Source organism: Hanstruepera neustonica (assembly GCF_002895005.1).
Taxonomy (GTDB): Bacteria; Bacteroidota; Bacteroidia; order Flavobacteriales; family Flavobacteriaceae; genus Hanstruepera; species Hanstruepera neustonica.
This window is the reverse complement of sequence record NZ_POWF01000006.1, coordinates 122,992-145,374: the sequence shown is the minus strand read 5'-3', so window position 1 is coordinate 145,374 and position 22,383 is coordinate 122,992. Positions and strand designations below refer to the sequence as shown.

Below are 22,383 nucleotides of genomic sequence, written 5' to 3'. Positions count from 1 at the left end.
TCGGTACGGTACCAGTACCTCGGAAATTGAAAGACTAACCCTTCCGGATAGGTTAAAAAATCAATAACCAATCCAAACCTAAAAAAAAGATTTTAAATAATCAAAACACAAAAACCTGAAAATGAAAGGGGTAAGTCAGTAAAAATGCTAAAAAACTAAATTATCTTCAAAAAATAGCTTATCAAAATGTAGGAATTTTAAACAATTTTCAACCCCACCCGAAGACACATTGTCAAAAATATAAAAATAACCAACCCCTAAATTTTAACACTTTTAAAGGGAGCTCCTTCGGGTCTCCTTCGGGTCTCCTTCGGGTGTCCTTCGGGTCTCCTTCGGGTCAACTCGGGTCAGAACAAAATAAGCCATCCAGTTCTTGAAGCAAAAATCAACCTATTTCTGGCGAAGCCAGAAGACTTGGCGGTCTGAAGACATAACGAGCCAACGTAATTGTATGAATCGAATCCTTTAACAGGGGAGTTATAAAATCATAGCATAAATTGTACGGTTTAGTATTAAAAAAAGGGCGAGAGGTCTGCAAGAATGTCCTCCAGACCGTCTTGACTTTTTTGGTTCGTTTTTTGGTCAAGCAATTGCGAAGCACATCATGAGAACAAAAAAACAATTAACATGAACGAATAAAAAATGAACGTAAAAACAAATACATTAGTCAAAGCTTAATTTCGACTTAACCGTAGGCACAAAAACAGTATTGAGGACTCTTATGTTAACTTTATGCTAAATATTTGATATATAATAATTTAAAACATCTAAACCAGGTGTTTACACCGTATCTTTAATAACACCAAAAACACGTGCTATGAACTTATTAGAAAAATTACGACTACAACAATCCAAACCCAAAAAAGAGACGTCACCAAAAGCAAACAGGGAACCCGCTCTAACGCAAAAACAAAAAGCGCTTAAAAACTTTTACAAAGACGAGGATAAGAACTTGTTTATCTAGATGGCACTTGCATCCTCTATGGGTCTGAAAACTGCGTTTGATAATACATTATAGGTTTTGAATGAAATCATACCACTTTAAAGTATCCACTTAAGAAGCTGGCCTTATTTTATAACGTAGTAAAACCAAGTCAAGGCCAGGTAGGGCGGTGGAGCATTGCCAAGTAAAACGATTGCAATGCGCATGATACGGCTTTGACGCTAGGTTTTCAAGGAATAAAAATGAAGCCTAGATTTTTTTGTTTCTTTTTTGATCGATGCAAAAAAGAATAGGAATAAAATGAGATTTATAGAATCCTTGTTGGGGCTGTACAATAGTAAAAGCCAAAACGCTACCGTGTTCGCTGTCATTGCGAGCGAGGAACGAGTGTGGCAATCTGATTAATGTTCAAGGATTCTTCGTATCGCTCCGCTCACTCTGAATGACAGATACATTTTAAGATTTACCTGACGGTGAATCCAAATGGGAAGGCTTTACCGCAGTAAAAGCCCGCAATACTGCGTATTGCAGACCTTTTTTACACCCCTGCGCTTACAAGCAAGCTTGACGCTTTGGGGTATAAAAAAAGCCTGATGTTTCCATCAGGCTTTTACTGCTGTAGCGAGGACGAGATTTGAACTCGTGACCTCTGGGTTATGAATCCAACGCTCTAACCAACTGAGCTACCTCGCCGTTTTTAAGGCTGCAAATATAACAACAAATTTATTCAGTACAAATAAATGTCCGTATAAAATATTTATAAAAAATAGTTTTGAAAACTTCTCAATTAATGTATATATTGAGCGCACAAACATAACAACGACTATGGACGAAAAAGTGAAATTTGAAATGGAGTTTCCAATACATGCTTCACCACAACTATTATATCAATACATTTCTACACCGTCAGGCCTTTCTGAATGGTTTGCCGAAAACGTGAATTCCCGTGGTGAATTGTTTCGCTTTATTTGGGACGGCACCGAGGAGCAAGCCAAGTTGGTGAGCAAGAAAAGTGGCGAGCGCATCAAGTTTAAGTGGGTAGCCGATGAGGATGAACCTTACTATTTTGAAATTCGCATTCAGGTGGATGAGATTACCAAGGATGTATCGGTCATCGTGATTGATTTTGCCGAGGAAGATGAGGTGGAAGAGGCCAAGATGCTTTGGGAAAATCAAATCTCGGATTTAAAGCAAGTATTGGGTTCGGCATAACAACCCTTTTTAATATAAAGCCTATCTTTGTCCCAAAATTTTTGGGACTTTTTTATGATTAATGATAACGGCACACTTACCGAAAACACCAGTATAATCGATAGCAATAACCGTGGTTTTAACTATGGCGATATGGTTTTTGAAACCATGCGCTGCTCGATAGGGAAACCCTTGTTTTGGGAGGACCATTACTTTAGACTGATGGCGTCCATGCGTATACTGCGTATGGAAATCCCCATGAACTTTACTATGGAGTTTTTAGAAGCGCAGTTGGTCGCTACCTTGCAAGCCAATAATTTAGAAAACCAAACTGCTCGAGTGAAATTAGCCGTGTTTAGAAATACCGGCGGACTGTATACCCCAAAAGATAATGGTGTGGGTTTTGTAATACAGGCTAGCCCGTTGGATGAACCGTTTTATCTGTTTCGTGATGAGGCTTATGAAGTGGAGCTCTTTAAAGATTACTACCTAGCACCTGGACTACTATCAACCCTAAAGACCAATAACCGCGCCCTGAATGTGGTGGGAAGTGTGTTTGCCAAAGAGAATAACTTTCACAATTGCTTGTTGCTGAATACCAACAAAAATGTGGTGGAAGCCCTGAATGGGAATGTCTTTTTAGTAAACGGTAACACCATTAAAACACCGCCTTTGGCTGATGGTTGCCTGAAAGGGATTATGCGGAAACAGGTGATGGATTTGATAACCAGTTCTAAAGATTATGAGTTGGAGGAAGCTTCCATATCACCGTTTGAACTGCAAAAGGCTGATGAGTTGTTTATAACCAATGTGATAGGCGGTATTCAACCAGTTAGTCAATACCGTAAGAAGGTTTTTGCCCACAAGGTGGCCAAGGATTTATTTCAAAAACTGAACGTGAAGATTCGCCTGACTAGTTAAAACTAGGGTCTTCGGGGGCGTTGGACCAAATGGAGTACTCACCACCAAACTCCATCATTTTTTCCTTCCAGAAGGTTTCGTAGTCCTTTTCAATAATGGATTTCTTATAGACATTTTCGGTAACAATCCAGGAATTGGACTTGAGTTCCTCGTTTAACTGGTTGGCATCCCAACCGGAATAGCCTAAAAAGAATCGAATGTGCTTTTCGTTTAATTTGTTGTTAGCAATGAGTTCGGCTACCTTATTGAAGTCACCACCCCAATATATACCCAAGGAAATCTCGATGCTTTCCGGAATGAGATCCGGTACCTGATGGATGAAGTAGAGGTTATCCTGTTCAACAGGGCCACCATTGTAAACCTTGAAGTGCGCATCGACTTCCGGAATGAGGTCATTGATGGTGTATTCTAGTGGTTTGTTGAGGATGAAGCCTATAGACCCTTCGTCATTGTGGTCTGCCAGTAGGATTATGGAACGGTTAAAAGAAACATCGCCAATAATAGCTGGTTCGGCGATTAACAAGTGACCTTTTTTGGGCTGGATTGTAATCATATAGTTGCGAGTTTACATACTAAATCTAACATTTTTTTTCTTAAAATCAAATACTGAAGGGCTATAACTAAAAAAGGCCTTCAGAAACTGAAGACCTTTTATTAACGTTATAATAAAGCTTAAATTAGTTTACTGCTCTTGATAAATCAGAACCAGCTTTAAATTTAACTACATTTTTAGCTTTGATTTTAATAGTCTTTCCAGTTTGTGGGTTTCTTCCATCTCTTGCAGCTCTTCTAGAAACTGACCAAGATCCAAATCCAACTAAAGAAACTCTGTTACCTTTTTGTAAAGCTCCTTCAATTTCAATTAACGCACATTCTAAAGCTTTTTTTGCAGCTGCTTTAGTAATTCCTGCGTGTTCTGCCATTGCATCGATTAAATCTGTTTTGTTCATAATTTAATTTTTAATTATTAATAAATTGTTGGTTAAACATGTTTTTTGTTAAATCCTCTACAAATTTATACGGATTATCGTATCATGCAAGTAATGGCGTGGCAAATGCTCGATTTTGTTAATAACTTGAGACATTTGTTAATAAAGGTTATGCATTTTGTCGATGTTTTTAAAATATGAGTGTTAATAGGGGTTTACAGCATTTTGGCATTGGTGAGAAATTGATAACCGTTTAAAAGGGATGGCGCGTCCATTTTTCGCTTCCCAGGAAGCTTGATTTCCTGTATCAAAATATAACCGTCTGTGACTGCTACTTTTAGCGTTTTTTTATCGGACACAACAGTTCCAGTCTCCAAATTGTGGGTTGCGAAGTCCATGGATGTTTCATAGATTTTGATTTCAAGAGTTTCCTTACCATTCTCTAAATAGCACCAAGCGCCTGGATAGGGATTTAAGCCGCGTACTTTATTGTGTATATGATATATGGTGTCGTTCCAATTGATTTTGGTATTATCTCGATGAAGTTTGTTGGCATCTTTCATGGCACTGGTTTCATCCTGCGGAACGGTTTTTACTGTGCCTGCTTCAATGCGCTTGACGGTTTCCAATACCAACTGGCTGCCCACATGCATCAGTTTATCATGCAAGCTGCCGGCATTATCCTCGGGTTCAATAGCGACTTCCTGTTGTAGAATCATATCGCCTGTGTCAATTTTTTCATCAATAAAGAAGGTTGAGACTCCCGTTTTGGTTTCCCCATTGATAATGGCCCAATTAATAGGTGCTGCACCACGATAGTTGGGCAGCAGGGAAGCATGCAGATTGAAAGTCCCTAATTCGGGCATTTGCCATACGACTTTGGGTAGCATTCTAAAGGCGACCACAATCTGTAAATTGGCTTGCAAGTCTTGCAATTCTTGAATGAAGTCATCGCTCTTCAGGTTGGTGGGTTGCAGGATGTGCAGACCTTGAGATTGAGCATAGGTTTTTACAGCCGACTCCTGAAGTTTACGACCTCTGCCAGCCGGTTTATCGGGTGCTGTGATGACTCCCACAATATGGTACTGGTTTTCAACCAAGGTTTTTAGGGTTGCTACAGCGAAGTCTGGTGTGCCCATAAAGACTATTCGTAATTTGGTGCTCATAGGTGTGCTAATTTATAGGTGTTTGTTTTGGTGATGTCAATAATGTGATGTTCCAATAATATATTTAAGGTTTCTTGTATTTCCTCCTTGTTATAGGGTAAGCGCTCTGTGAGCTCTCGAGACGACAGGGGTTGGTTTTCCAATTGCGCGATAATGGCATGCCTAACCGATTTGGCGTCTGGTATATGTGTGGTTTTTTTCTTTTGAATACAAACCGAACAGATGCCACAATCCTGAACATGGGTTTCACCAAAATAGGTGAGTAGTTGGACGCTCTTACAGCTTATTTGATTATCCACATAGTCTAAAACCGATTGAATCTGTTTCTTTTTCAAGGTGTTTTGCTGGTCAATGGTCTGGGCGATGCGGTTGATGGTTTTATCGTCTTCCCGTGGTTCTATAAAGGTAATCTGGGCATCGGTTTTGGATAGTTTTAATGCGATGATCTCATCCTTTTCCAACTTACGGAGATGCTGTTCCAATTGCGGTTCCGTGATACCTGCTTTTTCAGAAATACGCAAGGTGTTTATAGGTGTTTCATGTTCAAACACACCGCCATAGGTGCGTAATATGGATTTTGTAACCATAGCCAGCTCGGGATAGGTATCCAGATAGTCAAACAAGGGGTCGTTGGCTACAATAAACTGTAATTGGGTATGGTTCTTAAATTGCTGGGTCAAGCTAATAATGCTGCTTCTATCCAAAGCCTGAATGGCATTGTAAGTCACTGAACTTTCAAACCCATAGGTTTTGCAAAACAGGTTGAAGTTGAAATTATAGGTTGCCTGTTGTCCTTCACCGTAAGGAATTTGAAAATAGTTGCAGAGCTTTCGGTAAACTGTTTTTATAAAATCTACCGACGGTAAGGCACTTAAAAACTGATTTTTTAAATGCAGGTCGTCCTGCTTGCCCTTCAAAATAACAGCAAAGGCTTTGTTCCCATTTCTACCGGCCCTTCCAGCTTCCTGAAAATAACTTTCCAAGCTATCGGGTAAACTGAAATGTATGACGGTTTTCACATTGGGTTTATCGATACCCATACCAAAGGCATTGGTAGCCACCATAACCAATTGTTTTTCCGAGAGCCAATCATTTAACTGCTCTGTTTTTTCGGTATTGGACAGTCCGCCATGAAAGTAGGTTGCCGCTATACCATTGTTGCTTAAATAACTGCTTAACTCGATGGTCAATTTTCTATTGCGGACATAGATTATGGCTGGTTCTGGATTTTTTTTGAGTATCCTTAGGATTTCATAACGCTTGTCGTTGGTGTCAAAGGTCATGTAAGCCAAATTACTTCTATGGAAGGATTGCTTAAATATTTTAGGATTGATAAAATCCAGTTCCGTGACAATATCGTTAACTACTTCTGGCGTCGCAGAAGCCGTTAAGGCTATACAATTGACTTGAGGATGCCATTCCCGTAATTGCGCAATGTTTCTGTAGGCAGGTCTGAAATCATGTCCCCATTGCGAGATACAATGGGCTTCATCCACCGCAATGAGGTTTACGGGCATTTGCCTGATACGATCCTGGACGATTTCCTGTTGCAAGCGTTCTGGCGACAGATACAGAAATTTGTAGTTGCCATAAATGCAATTATCGAGCTTGGTATCCAATTCATCATACGATATACCGCTGGTCAGAGCCATGGCTTTAATGCCTTTATCATTAAGCGTTTGAACCTGGTTTTTCATCAGGGCCACCAAAGGTGATACCACCAGGCAAATACCATCTTTGATGAGGGCAGGAATTTGGAAACACATGGATTTACCGCCACCGGTTGGTAGTAACGCAAAGGTATCTTCGTTTTCCAGAACTGCCTGAATGATATCTTCTTGAAGGGGTCTAAAAGTTGTGAAACCCCAATATGTTTCCAATATATCAATGGGTTGCTCCATTAGAGGTTCTTTATAGAATTTAGGATATGTAGTGCCCTATTTTCAACACTATCAAATGGCACATCCATTAGCTTGTAGTTGAACCGTTCATAGGTATTCAATAAGTGATGGTGTATTTTGACGGCTTGATCAAAGTTTTCGTAGCGTTCATTATCACTAACAAAAATTTCCTGCCAGGGCTCTAAAATAAAAACCATATCATAGGTATGGGTTTTACAACTGTTTATAAAAGTCTCTGGATAGGAATCCCCAATATAGTCCATGTACGCCAAAACGTCAGGTATGCCACGGTCTAAAAACACATGGTCAGACGGTAATTTTTCAGCTTGATGATATTGCTTTTCACGACCTGCCAATAACAATTCACTGAATAAGAGTGGTTGTGTTAAAAACAATTGATCCACACCATCTTCACGGGCTTTGAGTGTGACCTGTCTGGAAATTTCTTCCAGGCAAATATGTCCGCGGGATAGCAATTCGTTAATGATGGATGTTTTTCCGGTACCTGGACCACCCGTGATAACAATTCGTTTTGTGTTCAATTTGGCAAGGTTTTGGCTGTAAAATTCGTAATTAAAACCCAAACTAAAAAATACAAAGGTAAAGCCTATCTTTGTAGTTTATCTTAAAAACGATTATGAGCGAAGAAAATAAAGAAAGAGCCTTTTACGAAAAGCTAAAAATACAATTATACGAAACCAGTTCCTGGCCAACAGAATATTTGTTCAAGTTTATTGTGGTAACAGATTCTACAGGTATTCAGGATGTGGAAAACCTGTTTAATGGTGTTGGTGCCGTGATTACCACCAAAGCCTCTAAAAACGGCAAATATACCAGTGTTTCCATTCATGTGAATATGAAGAATCCAGAGGCGGTTGTAGCCAAGTATATTGAAGTTTCAGAAAAGGTGGAAGGGATTATTAGCCTTTAGTTTTTTTTTGTATTTTGCGCAAGCATGAAACTTCTTGCAAAACCTTAACATCTACACATTTTTTATTTTGATAGAACATTTAGAATACAATTCAGAACGCGAGCATTTGATTATTCCCGAGTACGGTAGGCATTTGCAGAAAATGATAAATTATGCCAAGACGCGGGAATCCAAGGAGGAACGCAACAAGCTGGCACGTGCCATTATATCAGTTATGGGGAATTTGCAACCGCATTTGCGAGATGTACCCGATTTTCAGCATAAACTTTGGGACCAGTTGTTTATCATGTCCAATTTTGAACTAGATGCTGATTCTCCTTTTGAGAAACCATCCAAAGATGTATTGGCAGAGCGTCCTGAACCTTTAAAATATCCACAGAATCACCCTAAATACCGTTTTTATGGTAACAATATCAAAACGATGATAGATGTTGCCAATACCTGGGAGGATGGTGAAATGAAAGAAGCATTGGTATATACTATTGCCAACCATATGAAAAAGTGCTTTTTGAACTGGAACAAGGATACTGTTGAGGACGATGTTATCTTTGAGCATTTACGCGAACTATCGGATGGTAAAATTAATCTCATACACGCTGATGAGGATTTAACCGATGCGACCAGTTTGATGCGAAACAAGAAGAAGTATGGTTCTAATTCCAAAAAGGGACATCACAAAAAAAACAGAAATAGAAAACGCTATTAGACTTCATGGGAATATTTAAAATTGAAGGCGGTCATCAATTAAAAGGAAAGATTCAACCTCAAGGCGCCAAAAACGAAGCACTACAAATTTTATGTGCTGTACTCTTAACTCCTAAACAAGTTACGATCCATAATATTCCGGACATTGTTGATGTTAATAAACTCATTGAGCTTTTAAAGAAATTAGGTGTCAAGATTGAAAAACTGGGTGCTAATTCCTATTCTTTCCAAGCAGATGAGGTGAATTTGAAGTATCTGGAATCTGAAGCCTTTAAGGAAGATGGCCGTGGTTTGCGTGGTTCTATTATGATTGTTGGACCTTTATTGGCCCGTTTTGGCAAAGGTTATATTCCAAAACCTGGTGGTGATAAAATAGGTAGAAGACGATTAGATACCCATTTTGAAGGGTTTATTAATCTAGGTGCTAAATTCCGCTATAACCGTGAAGACTATTTTTATGGAGTAGAGGCCGAGAAATTGGTTGGTACTTATATGCTTTTAGATGAAGCTTCTGTTACAGGTACAGCCAATATTGTGATGGCAGCGGTTTTGGCAGAGGGTACCACTACCATTTACAATGCGGCCTGCGAGCCGTATTTGCAACAGCTGTGTAAAATGTTGAATAGAATGGGTGCCAAAATTCAAGGTATTGGTTCTAATATGTTAATTATTGATGGTGTTGATAGTTTGGGTGGTACGGAGCATACCATGTTACCTGATATGATTGAAATAGGTAGCTGGATTGGTTTAGCGGCCATGACCAAAAGTGAACTGACCATTACCAATGTGAGTTGGGATGATTTGGGGCAAATACCCAATGTGTTCAGAAAATTGGGGATTACGGTTGAAAGACAGGGTGATGATATTCATATCCCAGCACATACTGATGGCTATGAAATTCAAAATTATATTGATGGTTCCATCTTAACCATATCAGATGCGCCATGGCCAGGATTTACACCTGATTTATTGAGTATCATATTAGTTGTAGCAACGCAAGCAAGAGGTAGCGTATTGGTTCATCAAAAAATGTTTGAAAGTCGCTTGTTCTTCGTAGATAAGTTGATTGATATGGGTGCGAAAATTATTTTATGCGATCCGCATCGGGCCACCGTAATTGGGCACGATTTTAAATCAACCCTAAAAGCGACGACTATGACATCGCCCGATATTCGTGCCGGTGTTTCCTTGTTGATTGCAGCGCTTTCTGCTAAAGGTACTTCGGTGATTCACAATATTGAGCAGATTGATAGAGGTTATGAAAACATTGACGAGCGATTACGGGCGATAGGTGCCAAGATTGAACGGATTAAAGAATAATATAAAAACAAAAAAGCTTCGAAATTTTCGAAGCTTTTTTGTTATCTGTCCTAACAGCTTATTCCTTAATAATCTTATGGGTGGTTTTGGAATTTTGCGATGTCAATTGCATAATATAGATGCCATTGCTTAAATGGTTGATATTAATTTGATTGGAAGCTGGTAAAACTGTTTCCGTTTGGACCTGCTTACCAGACAAATCATAGATGGCATAGCTGAAACTGCCATTGCTTGTAGTTTCAATATTTAATATGTCATTTGTTGGATTAGGTGAAATATGGATAGTTTGGCTGCTAAACGATTCTGTTGATAATGTTTGTCCTTCTTCAATGACTAAAACTTCGTTGATATTCGGATTAGATACTGTATCAACACTTCCTGAAGGCCAATGCACAACCACTGCATCAATTTCTGTGGCTGTTCCCAGACCAAAATGGGTCATTAAAGAGTTCATTGTTCCATAGCTTTCACCGGAGCGTACTTCTCGTATTTGGCTTCCCCAAGCACCTTGAATTTCTATTCTGGCACCAATACCATTGATATTACTGGCGTCACCAATCAAGCGGATTTCACTCCAATTATTCGTATTACCATCATTTAAATAAAGCACATCTGGGTCGCTTGAAGGGCCATTGTAACCCGTTGCAAAGCCAGCCATGACATCGATAAACCCGTCGTTGTTTAAATCGCCCACCGCGGCACTTTGAATCCTTGAAGGGCCAGTTGGTAATGTGAATGGCGCAGATACTTCCGTAAAGGTTTTATCGCCATCATTTTTGAATAAATGATGGATACCACTTCGCATGGTAATAAAAATATCAATAAAGGTATCATTATCAAAATCTTCCATAACAACCTGTATGCCACCCGAACCTAAACTGGCTAATTCACCAGTTATGCCACAGGTTGGTGTGATATCCGTAAAATTCCCTGTACCATCGTTGACGAAGATCATACTAGTAATATCGTGATTGATAAGGACACAATCCAGATCACCATCATTATCAATATCTTCAAAATTAGCTGACCAAGATTGTCCCAATGGTGCCAAACCTCTGGTTGCAGCTTCATCAGTATAATTATTGGTACCATCATTCATGAACAGTAAATTAACACGTCTACCATCATTTGGATCGTTAACGCCTAAACGGCATTTTGAAATGTATAAGTCTAAATGACCATCGTTGTTCACGTCTGCCCAAATACTGCCATAGTTTCCAGAGTTATCGGATGGGATTGTAGAAACAGCATTAATCAAACCATTGTTTGGCGAAAAATTACCACTGCCATCATTTCCATAAGCCACAGAAACACCATCATCATGACAGGCAAAAATATCAATGCTACCATTGTTATCAATATCAGCAAAGTTAACATTCTGCATAAAAATACTGCCTGCCAGAGTTGTTGACGTGTATAATGACCCATCAGAATTGGCTTTAATGACTTTAACACCATTATAGGCGCCACCAGTAATGACATCATTATAACCGTTTTCATCCACATCGGCTATGGCCAGACCCCATTGGGAACCACCCACGCTGCCAAAATTGTATTGGGTGAAGTTGCCACCACCTGCGGTTTGATATTCGATTTGTAAGTTTCTAGCATCATCCAGTCTGATGATATCGTCAAGTCCATCACCATTCATATCGCTTACGCCAATGGCACAACCACTTGTTAATGACGCATTGACCAATAAAGTGTTGGAATTTGTGAAGGTGATTTGGGCTATGGAAAGCATTGGGAGCATTCCCAAAGCCAAAAGTAGTTTTTTATTCATGATGTCAATTGTTAGATGGGTAAAGATAATCCAAATTATTAAAAATCTAACTAACTGCTTGTTTATAAGTTTTTAAACAGCGTTCTCGAGCAGCCTTGTGATCAACAATGGGTTGCGGATAGGTGAGTTCTTGATATTCAGGCACCCATTTTTTGATGTATTCGTGATTTTTGTCAAATTTTTGAATCTGCGTCGTTGGGTTAAAAATTCTGAAATAGGGCGCAGCATCGACACCGCATCCCGCTACCCATTGCCAATTTCCAATATTACTGGCCATTTCATAATCATGTAGTTTCTCTGCAAAATAAGCTTCGCCCCAACGCCAATCTATTAACAAATGCTTGCATAAAAACGATCCCACCAGCATTCTCACACGGTTGTGCATATAGCCTGTTTCATTCAATTCGCGCATACCAGCATCAACTAGGGGATAACCAGTTTGACCATTACACCAAGCTTTAAATTCTGCCTCATTGTTACGCCATTCGATTCTGTCATATTTGGGTTTGAAGCTTTCATTTACTGTTCTGGGAAAGTGCCATAATATTTGCATAAAAAATTCGCGCCAGATGAGTTCTTGCCAAAAGACTTCGTTTTTTTCAGAAATAGCCTTTTTGACCATTTCTCGAATGCTCACCGTACCAAACCGCAAATGCGGCCCTAAATGGGAGGTTGCATCTTGAGCTGGAAAATTACGTTTGGCTTCGTATTCTTGAATGATTTTGGGAGTGACCTGATATTGTGCAATTTCTTGATTGGATTTTTCGAATCCAATGTCCGATAGCGATAGATTTGGCAATCGGGAATGTGCTACGACATTTTTTAAATACTTACTGGTATCATAAGTAGATAGGTTTTCTGATTTGAAGGTGCTTTTCCAGGTTTTCATGTATGGCGTGTAAACCATGTATGGATCACCATCACTTTTAACAATCTCATCTTTTTCGAAAATCACTTGATCTTTAAAGGTTTTAAAGTCAATACCTTGATTGTTTAAAAACTGTTTAACGTCCTTATCGCGTTTGATGGCATAAGGCTCGTAATCGTGATTGGTGTAAACGGATGCAATTTTATAATCAGTAGTTAGGCTTTTGAATATATCAAGCGGTTTTCCATAGAATATGGCTAAACTACTTCCCTGATTTTCCTGAAGGGAATCCCGCATAGCTTGAAGCGTCTTATAAATAAAAGTGACACGAGCATCATTGGGAGGGAGTTTATCTAATATATCCTTATCAAAAATGAAAATAGGCATCACAGGATTGTCTCCTTTAAGGGCTTGCATCAAGCCATGATTGTCATCCAATCTTAAATCTCTACGAAACCAAAAAACAGATAAGGGTTCATTCATAATTATAGGGTTCCAAAAAGTTCAATCAACTTGTTTTGTCTGTATTTAAAAATTTCCTCCAATTTAGGTTTCACCAAAATAGGATGGACTAATTGTCCAATAACTCCCATTGGAATTTTGTAGTCTATAATATCTTCCATTTCAACACCGCCATCAATTTCTTTTATAAAATGTTTGTGATGCCAAAGCGCATAAGGACCAAAACGTTGTTCGTCTACAAAATACTCTTGATCAATAACATGGGTTATTTCTGTAATCCATTTTGTTTTAATACCTAACACCGGTGTTACAATGTACTGAATGATTTGTCCAGCATACATGGGTCTATCTGCACCGGAAAGAATATGAAACCCCATATAATCTGGCGTAATAGTTTTTAAGTTTTTAGGGTTTGAAAGAAAGGCCCAAGCTTCAGCCACTGATATGGGTAGATTCTGTTTTTTGTGTAACGTGTAGATTTTCATTAATTATAAATAAAAATATAAGCATTTAAGGATGTTGCAATCAACAACCACAACATGTATGGAACTAAAAGATATTTAAATGCCTTCATGTCATCCATTCTAAATTTAAAGAAGAAATAAAAAATGACTAATGTTAACAAGGTGATATTAAGAAGCCCCAAACCAATGCAATGCTGATTGAAAAAGATAAAATTCCAACTAACGTTTAGTAAGAACTGGACAATAAAAAGTGACCTTAAAAACCTTGAATCCAGTTCCGAAAATAATTTAGCCAGATAGATGGAGAAACAGATCATGATAACAGTCCACGCAACTCCAAATACCCATCCAGCAGGTGTCCAAGGTGCTTTATTTAATTCTTCATACCATGAGGATTGTGGGCCATTATCCATAAGCCAACTTCCCAAAGCCAAGGCTCCAAAATTAATTATCAGGAATAGTATTAAACGTTTTGCAAAACTCACTTGAGGTGTTTTGTTATTTTAGAACTCATGGGCTTCGTTATTGAATAATAGTAGTCAATGAATTCACCGTCTTTTCCAATTAAATATTTTTGGAAATTCCATTTAACAGATGAGCTGGATTGTCCATTAAGATCTTTATTGGTTAGCCATTGGTACAATGGATGCTGGTTATCACCTTTAACATCCACTTTTTCAGTCATCAAAAAGGTTACGCCATAATTTTTCTCACAAAAGGATTTGATTTGACTGGCTGTTCCAGGTTCTTGGCCTCCAAATTGGTTGCAGGGAACCCCAATGATCATCATTTTATCTTGATAGGTATCATATAATTTTTGAAGATCGGCATATTGACCAGTAAAACCACATTCTGACGCCACATTGACAAAAAGAATATATTTTCCTTTGAAATCAGATAGATTAATGGGGTTGCCTTCTAAACTATTAATTTCAATATCGTATATTGATTGTTGTGTACTATTTTGAGCAGTTGATTTATTAAAAATGTTTAGCATTATTACAGTTATTAGGATGTTTTTCATTCTTTAAATTTTAAATGATACAATACCGCAGTCCATTTCAAAAACTTGGCCAGACATAGACGCTGCTTTTTCTGAAAGTAAAAATAAGGCCATTTCAGAAACTTCGGTGGGTTCTAAAAACTTTTTCAAGGGATGTCTCTCCGTAATTTTTTCTACCATTTTATCATTCCGAAGTAGTTTTGAGGCTAAATCGGTATTGGTAATTGTAGGTGCAATGGCATTGACACGTATTTTAGGCGCCAATTCAGCGCCCAATGATTTTGTTAGGCCTTCGACTGCAGATTTGGCTGCAGCAACACTAGTGTGATAAGGCATACCTAATTTAGTCGCCACAGTACTAAACAACACGATAGCAGGATTCGTACTAGACTTGAGCTTGGGTAGATATTTTTGAATGGTTTTAATGGCGCCAACTACATTGATGTCAAAATCATCTCTAAAGTCTTGAGGACTTAAACTCTCAAATGGTTTTAAATTAATACTACCTGGACAATAGACCAAACCATCGCAAGTATCGACATCAGGCAAATCATCGGTCAAAACATCAACCGTATGATGTGTAAGGTTATTGTGAGAAATGGAAGGTTCAGTTCGACTAATATTGATTACATGATGGTCTTTAACTAAACTCTCAAGAAGGGCATTCCCAATACCATGGCTACCACCAACAATAATATAGGATTTCATAACATTACGCTGTTAGAGGCTTTCCTTTTAATCTTTTTTCGACCTTACGCTTGATGGCGGTAAGTCTTTTCATAATATCCATTATTTGCTCGTCTTTTTTCTTTTTATAAATCTGATTTAATTCAAGAATTAACTTTTTAGCCTCTCTGGATATTTTAATTCTGTCACTTGTTGAAAGCGATTTTCTTTTACGCTTTTCAAATTCTAGAGCTTTTTCAATGGTTTCCATATCTTTTAAATTTTTATTATTTCTCATTCAGTTACTCAAATTTAGATAAAATAAATTAATTTGTCTAATTTATTATTAAAAAAGTTATACAAAATAATGATTACTGTAATTTAGGTTTAATATTCTATCGAGAAAGATTTTAGTAATAGAGTAAATCTATCTTTCCATTGTTTCAATCTTTCAAATGTTTATTTGATTAACAATCAGGGAATAATTGTATCTTTACCTTTGTTTTTTGAAATAAATTAATTAGTATGAAGTATAAATTCAACTCCCTAATATTTGTGTTCTTCTTTGGAACACTATTTACACTTGGTCAAAATGGTAAATCCGAAAAACAATTAAGGAGGGAGGCTGCTAAAGTAGACACTGTTTACACTGTGGAAGAGCGTGCGAGAATGGGTAGATGGCTTTATGATCGCGTTAATGAAATGGGATTGTCAGATACAGTAAGAGAGCAGTACGATGCAATTGTTTTTTCACATATTTTTGATATGACAAGGTTGAATGATAAAGACAAAGATTATACCGATGCTGAAATCCAGATCAAATTTGATGAAATTGTTGACAAAATGAATTTAGAAGTCAAGGCAATTTTAACCACCGAGCAATATATTAATCATCTTGAAAATTTTGCAGAGATTGAGCGAAGTGTATACAAGAAATTTAATTGGAGAGAGAACTAGAAAGATAGAACCCTAATTGTTTATAGTTTCATTAACAATTTAAAAAACAAAGTTTCATTATTTTTAACACTTATTAAACAATACTAATCACAATGAAAAAACTATTAATTTTTGCACTACTAATTAGCTTAACATTCAGCATGAATGCCCAAGTGACGACTCCACAACCAAGTCCGTCGAGTAAAGTTCAGCAACGAGTTGGATTAACAGATATCACTATTGAATATTCCCGTCCGGGAGTTAAGGACAGAAAAATCTTTGGGGATTTGGAAGCTTATGATAAGATTTGGCGAACAGGCGCTAACAAAAATACAATCATTACTTTTTCTGATCCTATAAGTATTGAAGGAGTTAAGGTTAAGCCAGGCTCTTATGCAATATATACTGTTCCAGGAGAATCTATGTGGAATGTATATTTTTATGATGATACGAACAATTGGGGAGTTCCTGAAAAATGGGATGAAACTAAAATTGTTGCCGCAGCTAAAGTAGAGTCTCACAAGCTACCATTTTCTGTTGAGACATTTACAATTGATATTAATAATATTAGAAATGGGAGTGCTAGTTTGGATTTGATGTGGGAGAACACTTATGTTTCTGTCCCATTTACCGTGCCAACCGATGCTAAAGTTTTGAGATCAATTAATGATGCCTTAAACGGTGATCCAACTGCACAGGATTATTATGCAGCCGCAGTTTATTATTTGCAAGAAAATAAAGACATCAAACAAGCTAAAGAGTGGATTGATGAATCTATGAAAATGACCGAAAAACCTGCTTTTTGGCAATTGAGACAACAATCTTTAATTTATGCTAAAGCTGGCGATAAAGCTGGTGCAATACGATTAGCAGAACAATCATTGGCTGGAGCAAAAGAAGCTGGTAATGATCAATACGTAAAATTTAATGAAACATCCTTAAAGGAATGGCGTTCAAATTAAATTTTTGGAATATGATATTGAAAAGCGACCTAATTAGGTCGCTTTTTTGTTTTTAGTCGTTGTTGTCCAAAAAGAATATCTCCTCAACTGGTTTATTGAATAGTTTGCCAATTTTTAACGCTAATACTGTTGAAGGGACATATTTGTTTTTTTCCATGGCATTTATGGATTGTCTACTGACCCCAATTTTTTCCGCTAATTCGGCTTGTGTTAAATTGTGAATGGCTCGTTCTACCTTTAAATTATTCTTCATGGTCCACAGATTTGAGTTTAATAAAGTTAAATCTAAAGACAAAAAAGAGTAGTGGTGTGAAAACATTAAAAATCAACACGTTGAAAAAAGTCATGTCATACACAAATACTATTGTGAAAAGCAATAAGATATAGTTGAATATAATCGCCCAAACCAGTGATTCGGTGCGCAGTTTGTAAATGTATTCATCTTCTATTTTTTCTTTGGAAAACCCAACCAAGAGGCCTCCAATAATAATACATACAAAAACCAGTTCATCGGCAATGCCATTGTCGATGATTTTAAAAAATCCAGCATCTCCAATAAATGGATCACTGTAAATGGAAAATACTTTTGTCACCATAAGCTCGCCATCATAGCCTATAATATATAAGACAATTCCTGCTAAAAGACCAGTAATAAATAGAAACCAGCCTAGTGGCTTCCATTTATTAGGTAATAAATAATTTGTTTTCATAACTGTTCGATTTTAAAATTGATAACACAAATGTAAAATAAACTTTACATATTAGCAAATAAACTTTACATATCAATTTTTAGATATTTAGATTGCAGAGTTTTGATTAAAACGACCAATGAAAAGGGATTAAATGGTTTGTTTATCTAGAAGGCGAAGTAGATGTGCAATACCCATAACGATGGCACATCCCACAAAATTTAACCATAGAAAGGGTAAATTAATTATTTCATACTGGTTTAAAAAGAAGAGACAAATAACCAGTATTTGGGTAATAATGGCAGCGACGAAAACTGCATTGCCTTTAATTTTTTTAAAGAAAAAGGCCAATAAAAATATACCAAGGACATTACCATAAAATATGGAGCCAATGATGTTTACCAATTGAATCAGGTTTTCCGCCAGATTAGCCACACATGCAACCAAAATGGCTAATATGCCCCAAGCCAATGTAAACCATCGTGATATACTTACCATTTCTGTTTCGGTTTTTTCAGAAGTGTTTCGTTTATATAGGTCTATGGTTGTGGTAGAGGCCAAGGCATTGAGTTCGCTGGAAGTGCTGGACATGGCAGCACTTAAAATAACTGCTAAAAGTAACCCAATCAATCCTCTTGGGAGGTTGTTTAATATAAAATGAATAAACACATAATCCTTGTCATTACTTTCAACTTTAACCTGTTTGACTTCACCTGCTTTATCAATTAAGGTTTGAGCACGTTTCCGAATGCTATCATTTTTCGAATTTGTTGTGGCTACCTGGGCGATGGTTTTGTCATTTTTATTGGAAATAAAATCCGCAATTAGTGATTGTTTGGTTTCATGAATAGCATCTTGTTCTTTTTGTAATTGCCTATATTCATCAGCATATTGGGTATTTAAAACCACTTCAGTAGCTACAGGATTAAAGTTAAGAGGCGCTTTATTAAACTGGTAGAATACGAACACCATGACACCAACTAGTAGAATAAAAAATTGCATTGGGACTTTAAACAGGCCATTAAACAATAGACCGAGTTGCATTTCCTTCACCGATTTCCCCGAAAGATAACGTTGTACCTGACTTTGATCGGTGCCGAAATAAGACAACATCAAAAAAGTTCCTCCAATAATACCACTCCAAAAGGTGTATCGATTATTCAAATCGAAAGAAAAATCCAGAATATCCATTTTGCCACTGGCACCCGCAATATCCAATGCATTACTGAATGTGATATTTTCAGGGAGTTTGTTCACAATCAAAATGAAGGCTATAATCATACCAGTGAAAATCACGACCATTTGATGTTTTTGCGTAACGTTAACAGCTCTCGTACCACCTGATACAGTATAGATAATCACCAAAACCCCTATGATAATATTCAATAGCAATAAATTCCATCCTAATACAACGGATAGAATGATGGCTGGAGCAAATATGGTAATACCTGCAGCCAAACCACGCTGAATTAAAAATAATATAGCAGTAAGGGTTCGTGTTTTGAGATCGAATCGGTTTTCCAGAAATTCATAGGCTGTATAAACTTTCAATTTATGGTATAGTGGAATAAACACCATACAAATGACCACCATGGCAATAGGTAATCCAAAATAAAACTGCACAAAACCCATGCCATCGTTAAACGCTTGACCAGGTGTTGATAAAAATGTAATAGCACTGGCTTGGGTTGCCATTACCGATAGACCAATGGTCCACCATTTTGAGGTGTTGCCACCTTTTAAATAATCTTGTACGTTTTTGCTGCCGCGCGTTTGATAGGTTCCGTAGGCAACTATAGCCAAAAGAGTTAATGATAGTATAATCCAATCTAAAGTTTCCATGCTAAAAGGCTTGCATTATTAAATAGAATACAATCCAATACACCACATTAGCCACAAGAACTAGGGTGTACATTTTTTTCCACTTATAGCTGGATTCATTCATCAGTTAGTTTTTAAGACTTTGATTGGGTTCAATAGTGTCTTTTCCAATAGAAAGCATATTGGCAAACAGGCGGTAAGCGCCAGAAACACCAGCCGGAAACTCCCTAAAGAAACTCAATCCGGTGTAGATGTAATAGCCTTTGCCATATTGAGCTACCAACAAACTTCCTTTTTTTGGTGATTCACCTTTATCATGCATGGACAGGATAGGTGTGAACTCCTTGCTCCAATTATCGGGAAAATAAAGGCCGCGTTCCTGGGTCCATCCCTCAAAATCTTTTTGGGTAATCTTATTGGGATAATTTAGTAACGGATGATTTGGTTCTAAAAATTTGACTTCCGCAAATTCATCAGTTACACGATCTCTGGATAGTTCTAATTTGTAGGGTGCTATGTTGTCAGTAATGGTTCCTCTACTGGTGTTATACTGCACAATCATGTTGCCACCATTTTTAACAAAATCAAAAAGAACCTCTTGTTTGAATTTTAATTCCTCAACCGTATTGTAAGCACGAATACCAACAACTACAGCATCAAAACGGCTTAAGTTTTCTGTTGTTATTTCTGAAGGATTCAAAGTTGCTACATGATATCCTATCTGTTGTAAGCTTTCAGGAACCACATCACCAGCACCTGCTATATAAGCAATGTTTTTACCTGTTTTTTGAATATCCAATCGCACTATTTTACTTTCACTTGGCATCAAAACCGTTTGGAAAGGGATGTGTTCATAATCCAATTCAATCAGTTCATCAGAATACTGGTTATTACCTATTGTAACTATTGGACTGATAAATCCTTCAGATTGATTTTTAGGAGGTATAACCTTGAAAACCACCATTTGTTCTTCACCTTTATTTTTTATAGAAATTTCTTCATTTTTTGGATGTACATTCCAATTTTCTGGCACACATAGTTCAACAGAAGCTTGTAAATTGTTATGACCAGCCCTAACGATAACTGGAATTTCTTTTACTATATCCGAATTGAAAATGATGACTTTTTCATCAATTTTAACCGTTGCTTCCGGGATGACTTCAAATGGTTTATAGACTTCGCCTTTAACAGGATCATTAGTTTTATAAACAACAGGCCTTGTGAAAGGAATGGTAATCCCATTAATACCCAGATTGAACACGACATTAAAATAGTCTGGTGTCTCTGGTTTGCCAATAAGGGATTCGTCGGTAACGTTGTACATGCCTAAAGTTCCTTTTTTTGTCAGCCAATAGGGCGTGGTAATAATTTCTTTGTCTGTTGATGAAGCAATATTAAATGTTTCATCCAATGATAGAATATTGTTGTTGTTCAAAGAAATACCTTTGTTAACATGAAGTCCATTAGGATTGGTATAGGATACCAAGCTCATGGGAACATCACTACGATTGATTACTTCTAACGACAAATTAACAGTTTCGTTTAAGGTAGCCTGATTGGTTTCGGCGACCGCTTCTAAATAAAGACCCGAACAAGCCCCTATAATGTTTTTGATTTCTTTGGTCTTGACGGTTTTCCAATGTTCATCTTCTAATCGTTGAATCATGGTGTAGGCCTCAACCAATTTAGGAACCGAAGCAGACGGGTTCTTGAAATCGAAATTAGTTTCAACCTCTTTTAATAAGTTTCCAATGGCTTCACCGCCTTTGACGCGGTTCCAGCTGGTATCTATGCCTTCAAACAGATTGGTCTTATCAGACGGCATGTCACCTTTAATTAATTCAATATATTCCATTTGAGAACCACGGGTTCCTGTGTTACCAAAACCCTGTGATTTGTGCTGGCTCCGGCTCAATGCCGCAATTTCAGTATTACTCAATCCAAAGGATGGATAATAGGTTCCGATATCAAAACCTATTAAATTGGACTTGTCTGCTTTTTCAAAGCGTTCCTGGCTGCCATAAAACCACCATGAGGTATTGAAAAACAAGCGCTTGGGTTGCCAAGTACCAAATTCGTTTACGGATTTGGGAAACTGTGCTTTGTTTGGTGCAAGATCAAAAGCTTCCACACTCAACATGGCCGAACTGGTATGATGGCCATGCGTGCTACCTGGTGTTCTATGGTCAAAGCGGTTGATAATAATATCGGGTTGGAATTGTCTGATAGCCAAAACCACATCACTTAAGACTTCATTTTTATTCCAAATTTCTAGGGTCTCATCTGGATGCTTGGAGTACCCAAAGTCATTGGCACGCGTAAAACGTTGCTCACCGCCATCAATTTGTCTAGCAGTCAATAGTTCCTGGGTTCTAATAACGCCTAACAGCTCGCGTATTTCAGGACCTATCAGGTTTTGACCACCATCACCACGTGTGAGTGATAGATAAGCTGTTCTGGCTTTGACTTCATTCGCCATATAGGAGATGAGTCGTGTGTTTTCATCATCGGGATGTGCAGCTACATATAAAACAGACCCTAAAAAGTTTAACTTTTTAATGGACTCGTATATTTCTGAAGCATTAGGTTTTTGGGGTTGTTGCGCTAGTGCGCTTAAGGAAATTAACAGGCAAATAAATGTGACTTGTATTCTTTTTAGCATAATAACGTGGTTAGCTAGAGCCAAATATAATAAAGTAAAGTAGGGAAGGGTTGGGTTTTA

At 37.6% G+C, this 22,383-nt stretch carries 24 protein-coding genes and 1 tRNA gene; 8 read left to right on the top strand and 17 right to left on the bottom strand.

The annotated features are described in order from the left end of the window. Nucleotides 1-817: 817 nt before the first annotated feature. Complete coding sequence (locus tag C1T31_RS14080; RefSeq protein WP_165780100.1) at nt 818-964, top strand: hypothetical protein; 147 nt, start codon at nt 818-820, stop codon at nt 962-964. 598 nt (nt 965-1,562) lie between these two features. Here the strand turns inward: C1T31_RS14080 and C1T31_RS10085 are convergent. Continuing rightward, nucleotides 1,563-1,636, bottom strand: a tRNA-Met gene (locus C1T31_RS10085). 132 nt (nt 1,637-1,768) lie between these two features. Here C1T31_RS10085 and C1T31_RS10080 point away from each other — a divergent pair. Both C1T31_RS10080 and C1T31_RS10075 read left to right on the top strand, forming a co-directional pair. After that, nucleotides 1,769-2,155: an START-like domain-containing protein gene (locus C1T31_RS10080; RefSeq protein WP_103052370.1), complete on the top strand. Its 387-nt coding sequence runs from the start codon at nt 1,769-1,771 to the stop codon at nt 2,153-2,155. A gap of 54 nt (nt 2,156-2,209) precedes the next feature. After that, the gene (locus C1T31_RS10075) at nt 2,210-3,055 is read left to right on the top strand and encodes an aminotransferase class IV (protein WP_103052369.1); all 846 of its coding nucleotides are present in this window, start codon (nt 2,210-2,212) and stop codon (nt 3,053-3,055) included. Here the strand turns inward: C1T31_RS10075 and C1T31_RS10070 are convergent. From C1T31_RS10070 to C1T31_RS10050, 5 genes are all read right to left on the bottom strand, one after another. Continuing rightward, entirely contained in the window at nt 3,048-3,608 is a 561-nt protein-coding gene (locus tag C1T31_RS10070; RefSeq protein WP_103052368.1) for a YqgE/AlgH family protein, read from the bottom strand. The two genes, C1T31_RS10075 and C1T31_RS10070, sit on opposite strands and share 8 nt — an antisense overlap. Nucleotides 3,609-3,732: 124 nt before the next feature. Beyond that, nucleotides 3,733-4,005 carry an HU family DNA-binding protein gene (locus C1T31_RS10065; RefSeq protein WP_092206834.1) on the bottom strand — a complete coding sequence of 91 codons (273 nt, stop codon included), beginning with the start codon at nt 4,003-4,005 and terminating at the stop codon, nt 3,733-3,735. Nucleotides 4,006-4,199: 194 nt separating this feature from the next. Continuing rightward, nucleotides 4,200-5,150, bottom strand: coding sequence for a methionyl-tRNA formyltransferase (fmt, locus tag C1T31_RS10060; protein WP_103052367.1), 951 nt, complete (start codon nt 5,148-5,150; stop codon nt 4,200-4,202). Then, nucleotides 5,147-7,051, bottom strand: coding sequence for a RecQ family ATP-dependent DNA helicase (locus tag C1T31_RS10055; RefSeq protein ID WP_103052366.1), 1,905 nt, complete (start codon nt 7,049-7,051; stop codon nt 5,147-5,149). The genes fmt and C1T31_RS10055 overlap by 4 nt, the downstream gene beginning before the upstream one ends. Next, entirely contained in the window at nt 7,051-7,593 is a 543-nt protein-coding gene (locus C1T31_RS10050; protein WP_103052402.1) for an AAA family ATPase, read from the bottom strand. Before C1T31_RS10050 ends, C1T31_RS10055 begins: the two co-directional genes overlap by 1 nt. 95 nt (nt 7,594-7,688) lie before the next feature. On the opposite strand from C1T31_RS10050, the gene C1T31_RS10045 reads away from it, so the two are divergent. The 3 genes from C1T31_RS10045 to murA all read left to right on the top strand — a co-directional run bounded on the left by C1T31_RS10045 (nt 7,689) and on the right by murA (nt 10,007). Beyond that, nucleotides 7,689-7,982, top strand: a complete 294-nt coding sequence (locus C1T31_RS10045) for a DUF493 family protein (RefSeq protein WP_103052365.1) — start codon at nt 7,689-7,691, stop codon at nt 7,980-7,982. A 67-nt stretch (nt 7,983-8,049) separates the two neighbouring features. Further along, on the top strand, nt 8,050-8,688 hold the full coding sequence (locus tag C1T31_RS10040) for a DUF4290 domain-containing protein (protein WP_103052401.1): 639 nt from the start codon (nt 8,050-8,052) through the stop codon (nt 8,686-8,688). Nucleotides 8,689-8,693: 5 nt separating this feature from the next. After that, the gene (murA, locus tag C1T31_RS10035) at nt 8,694-10,007 is read left to right on the top strand and encodes a UDP-N-acetylglucosamine 1-carboxyvinyltransferase (protein ID WP_103052364.1); all 1,314 of its coding nucleotides are present in this window, start codon (nt 8,694-8,696) and stop codon (nt 10,005-10,007) included. A gap of 58 nt (nt 10,008-10,065) precedes the next feature. Here murA and C1T31_RS10030 read toward each other — a convergent pair whose 3' ends face one another. The 7 genes from C1T31_RS10030 to C1T31_RS10000 are packed head-to-tail and all read right to left on the bottom strand — an operon-like array spanning nt 10,066 to nt 15,524. Further along, complete coding sequence (locus tag C1T31_RS10030; protein ID WP_103052363.1) at nt 10,066-11,790, bottom strand: FG-GAP-like repeat-containing protein; 1,725 nt, start codon at nt 11,788-11,790, stop codon at nt 10,066-10,068. A gap of 46 nt (nt 11,791-11,836) precedes the next feature. Then, nucleotides 11,837-13,141 carry a cryptochrome/photolyase family protein gene (locus C1T31_RS10025; RefSeq protein WP_103052362.1) on the bottom strand — a complete coding sequence of 435 codons (1,305 nt, stop codon included), beginning with the start codon at nt 13,139-13,141 and terminating at the stop codon, nt 11,837-11,839. Between the two features lie 2 nt (nt 13,142-13,143). Then, nucleotides 13,144-13,605: an SRPBCC family protein gene (locus C1T31_RS10020; RefSeq protein ID WP_103052361.1), complete on the bottom strand. Its 462-nt coding sequence runs from the start codon at nt 13,603-13,605 to the stop codon at nt 13,144-13,146. Next, the gene (locus C1T31_RS10015) at nt 13,605-14,069 is read right to left on the bottom strand and encodes a TspO/MBR family protein (RefSeq protein ID WP_103052360.1); all 465 of its coding nucleotides are present in this window, start codon (nt 14,067-14,069) and stop codon (nt 13,605-13,607) included. Before C1T31_RS10015 ends, C1T31_RS10020 begins: the two co-directional genes overlap by 1 nt. Next, nucleotides 14,066-14,581: a glutathione peroxidase gene (locus C1T31_RS10010; RefSeq protein ID WP_207764278.1), complete on the bottom strand. Its 516-nt coding sequence runs from the start codon at nt 14,579-14,581 to the stop codon at nt 14,066-14,068. Before C1T31_RS10010 ends, C1T31_RS10015 begins: the two co-directional genes overlap by 4 nt. A 30-nt stretch (nt 14,582-14,611) precedes the next feature. Further along, nucleotides 14,612-15,295 (bottom strand): SDR family NAD(P)-dependent oxidoreductase, encoded by a 684-nt coding sequence (locus C1T31_RS10005; RefSeq protein WP_103052358.1) that lies wholly within the window; start codon nt 15,293-15,295, stop codon nt 14,612-14,614. Nucleotides 15,296-15,299: 4 nt separating this feature from the next. After that, entirely contained in the window at nt 15,300-15,524 is a 225-nt protein-coding gene (locus C1T31_RS10000) for a hypothetical protein (protein ID WP_103052400.1), read from the bottom strand. A gap of 254 nt (nt 15,525-15,778) precedes the next feature. Here C1T31_RS10000 and C1T31_RS09995 point away from each other — a divergent pair, with 254 nt between their 5' ends. Then, a complete protein-coding gene (locus C1T31_RS09995; RefSeq protein ID WP_103052357.1) occupies nt 15,779-16,210 on the top strand; it encodes a hypothetical protein in 432 nt (143 codons plus the stop codon). A gap of 92 nt (nt 16,211-16,302) precedes the next feature. Then, complete coding sequence (locus C1T31_RS09990) at nt 16,303-17,151, top strand: DUF2911 domain-containing protein (RefSeq protein ID WP_103052356.1); 849 nt, start codon at nt 16,303-16,305, stop codon at nt 17,149-17,151. 52 nt (nt 17,152-17,203) lie between these two features. Here the strand turns inward: C1T31_RS09990 and C1T31_RS09985 are convergent, their stop codons facing one another. The 4 genes from C1T31_RS09985 to C1T31_RS09970 all read right to left on the bottom strand — a co-directional run bounded on the left by C1T31_RS09985 (nt 17,204) and on the right by C1T31_RS09970 (nt 22,323). Beyond that, complete coding sequence (locus tag C1T31_RS09985) at nt 17,204-17,404, bottom strand: helix-turn-helix transcriptional regulator (protein ID WP_103052355.1); 201 nt, start codon at nt 17,402-17,404, stop codon at nt 17,204-17,206. Further along, a complete protein-coding gene (locus tag C1T31_RS09980; RefSeq protein WP_103052354.1) occupies nt 17,394-17,861 on the bottom strand; it encodes a hypothetical protein in 468 nt (155 codons plus the stop codon). The genes C1T31_RS09985 and C1T31_RS09980 overlap by 11 nt, the downstream gene beginning before the upstream one ends. A 129-nt stretch (nt 17,862-17,990) precedes the next feature. Beyond that, on the bottom strand, nt 17,991-19,682 hold the full coding sequence (locus C1T31_RS09975; RefSeq protein WP_103052353.1) for a sodium:solute symporter: 1,692 nt from the start codon (nt 19,680-19,682) through the stop codon (nt 17,991-17,993). A gap of 106 nt (nt 19,683-19,788) precedes the next feature. After that, a complete protein-coding gene (locus C1T31_RS09970; RefSeq protein WP_103052352.1) occupies nt 19,789-22,323 on the bottom strand; it encodes a PIG-L family deacetylase in 2,535 nt (844 codons plus the stop codon). Nucleotides 22,324-22,383: the final 60 nt, after the last annotated feature.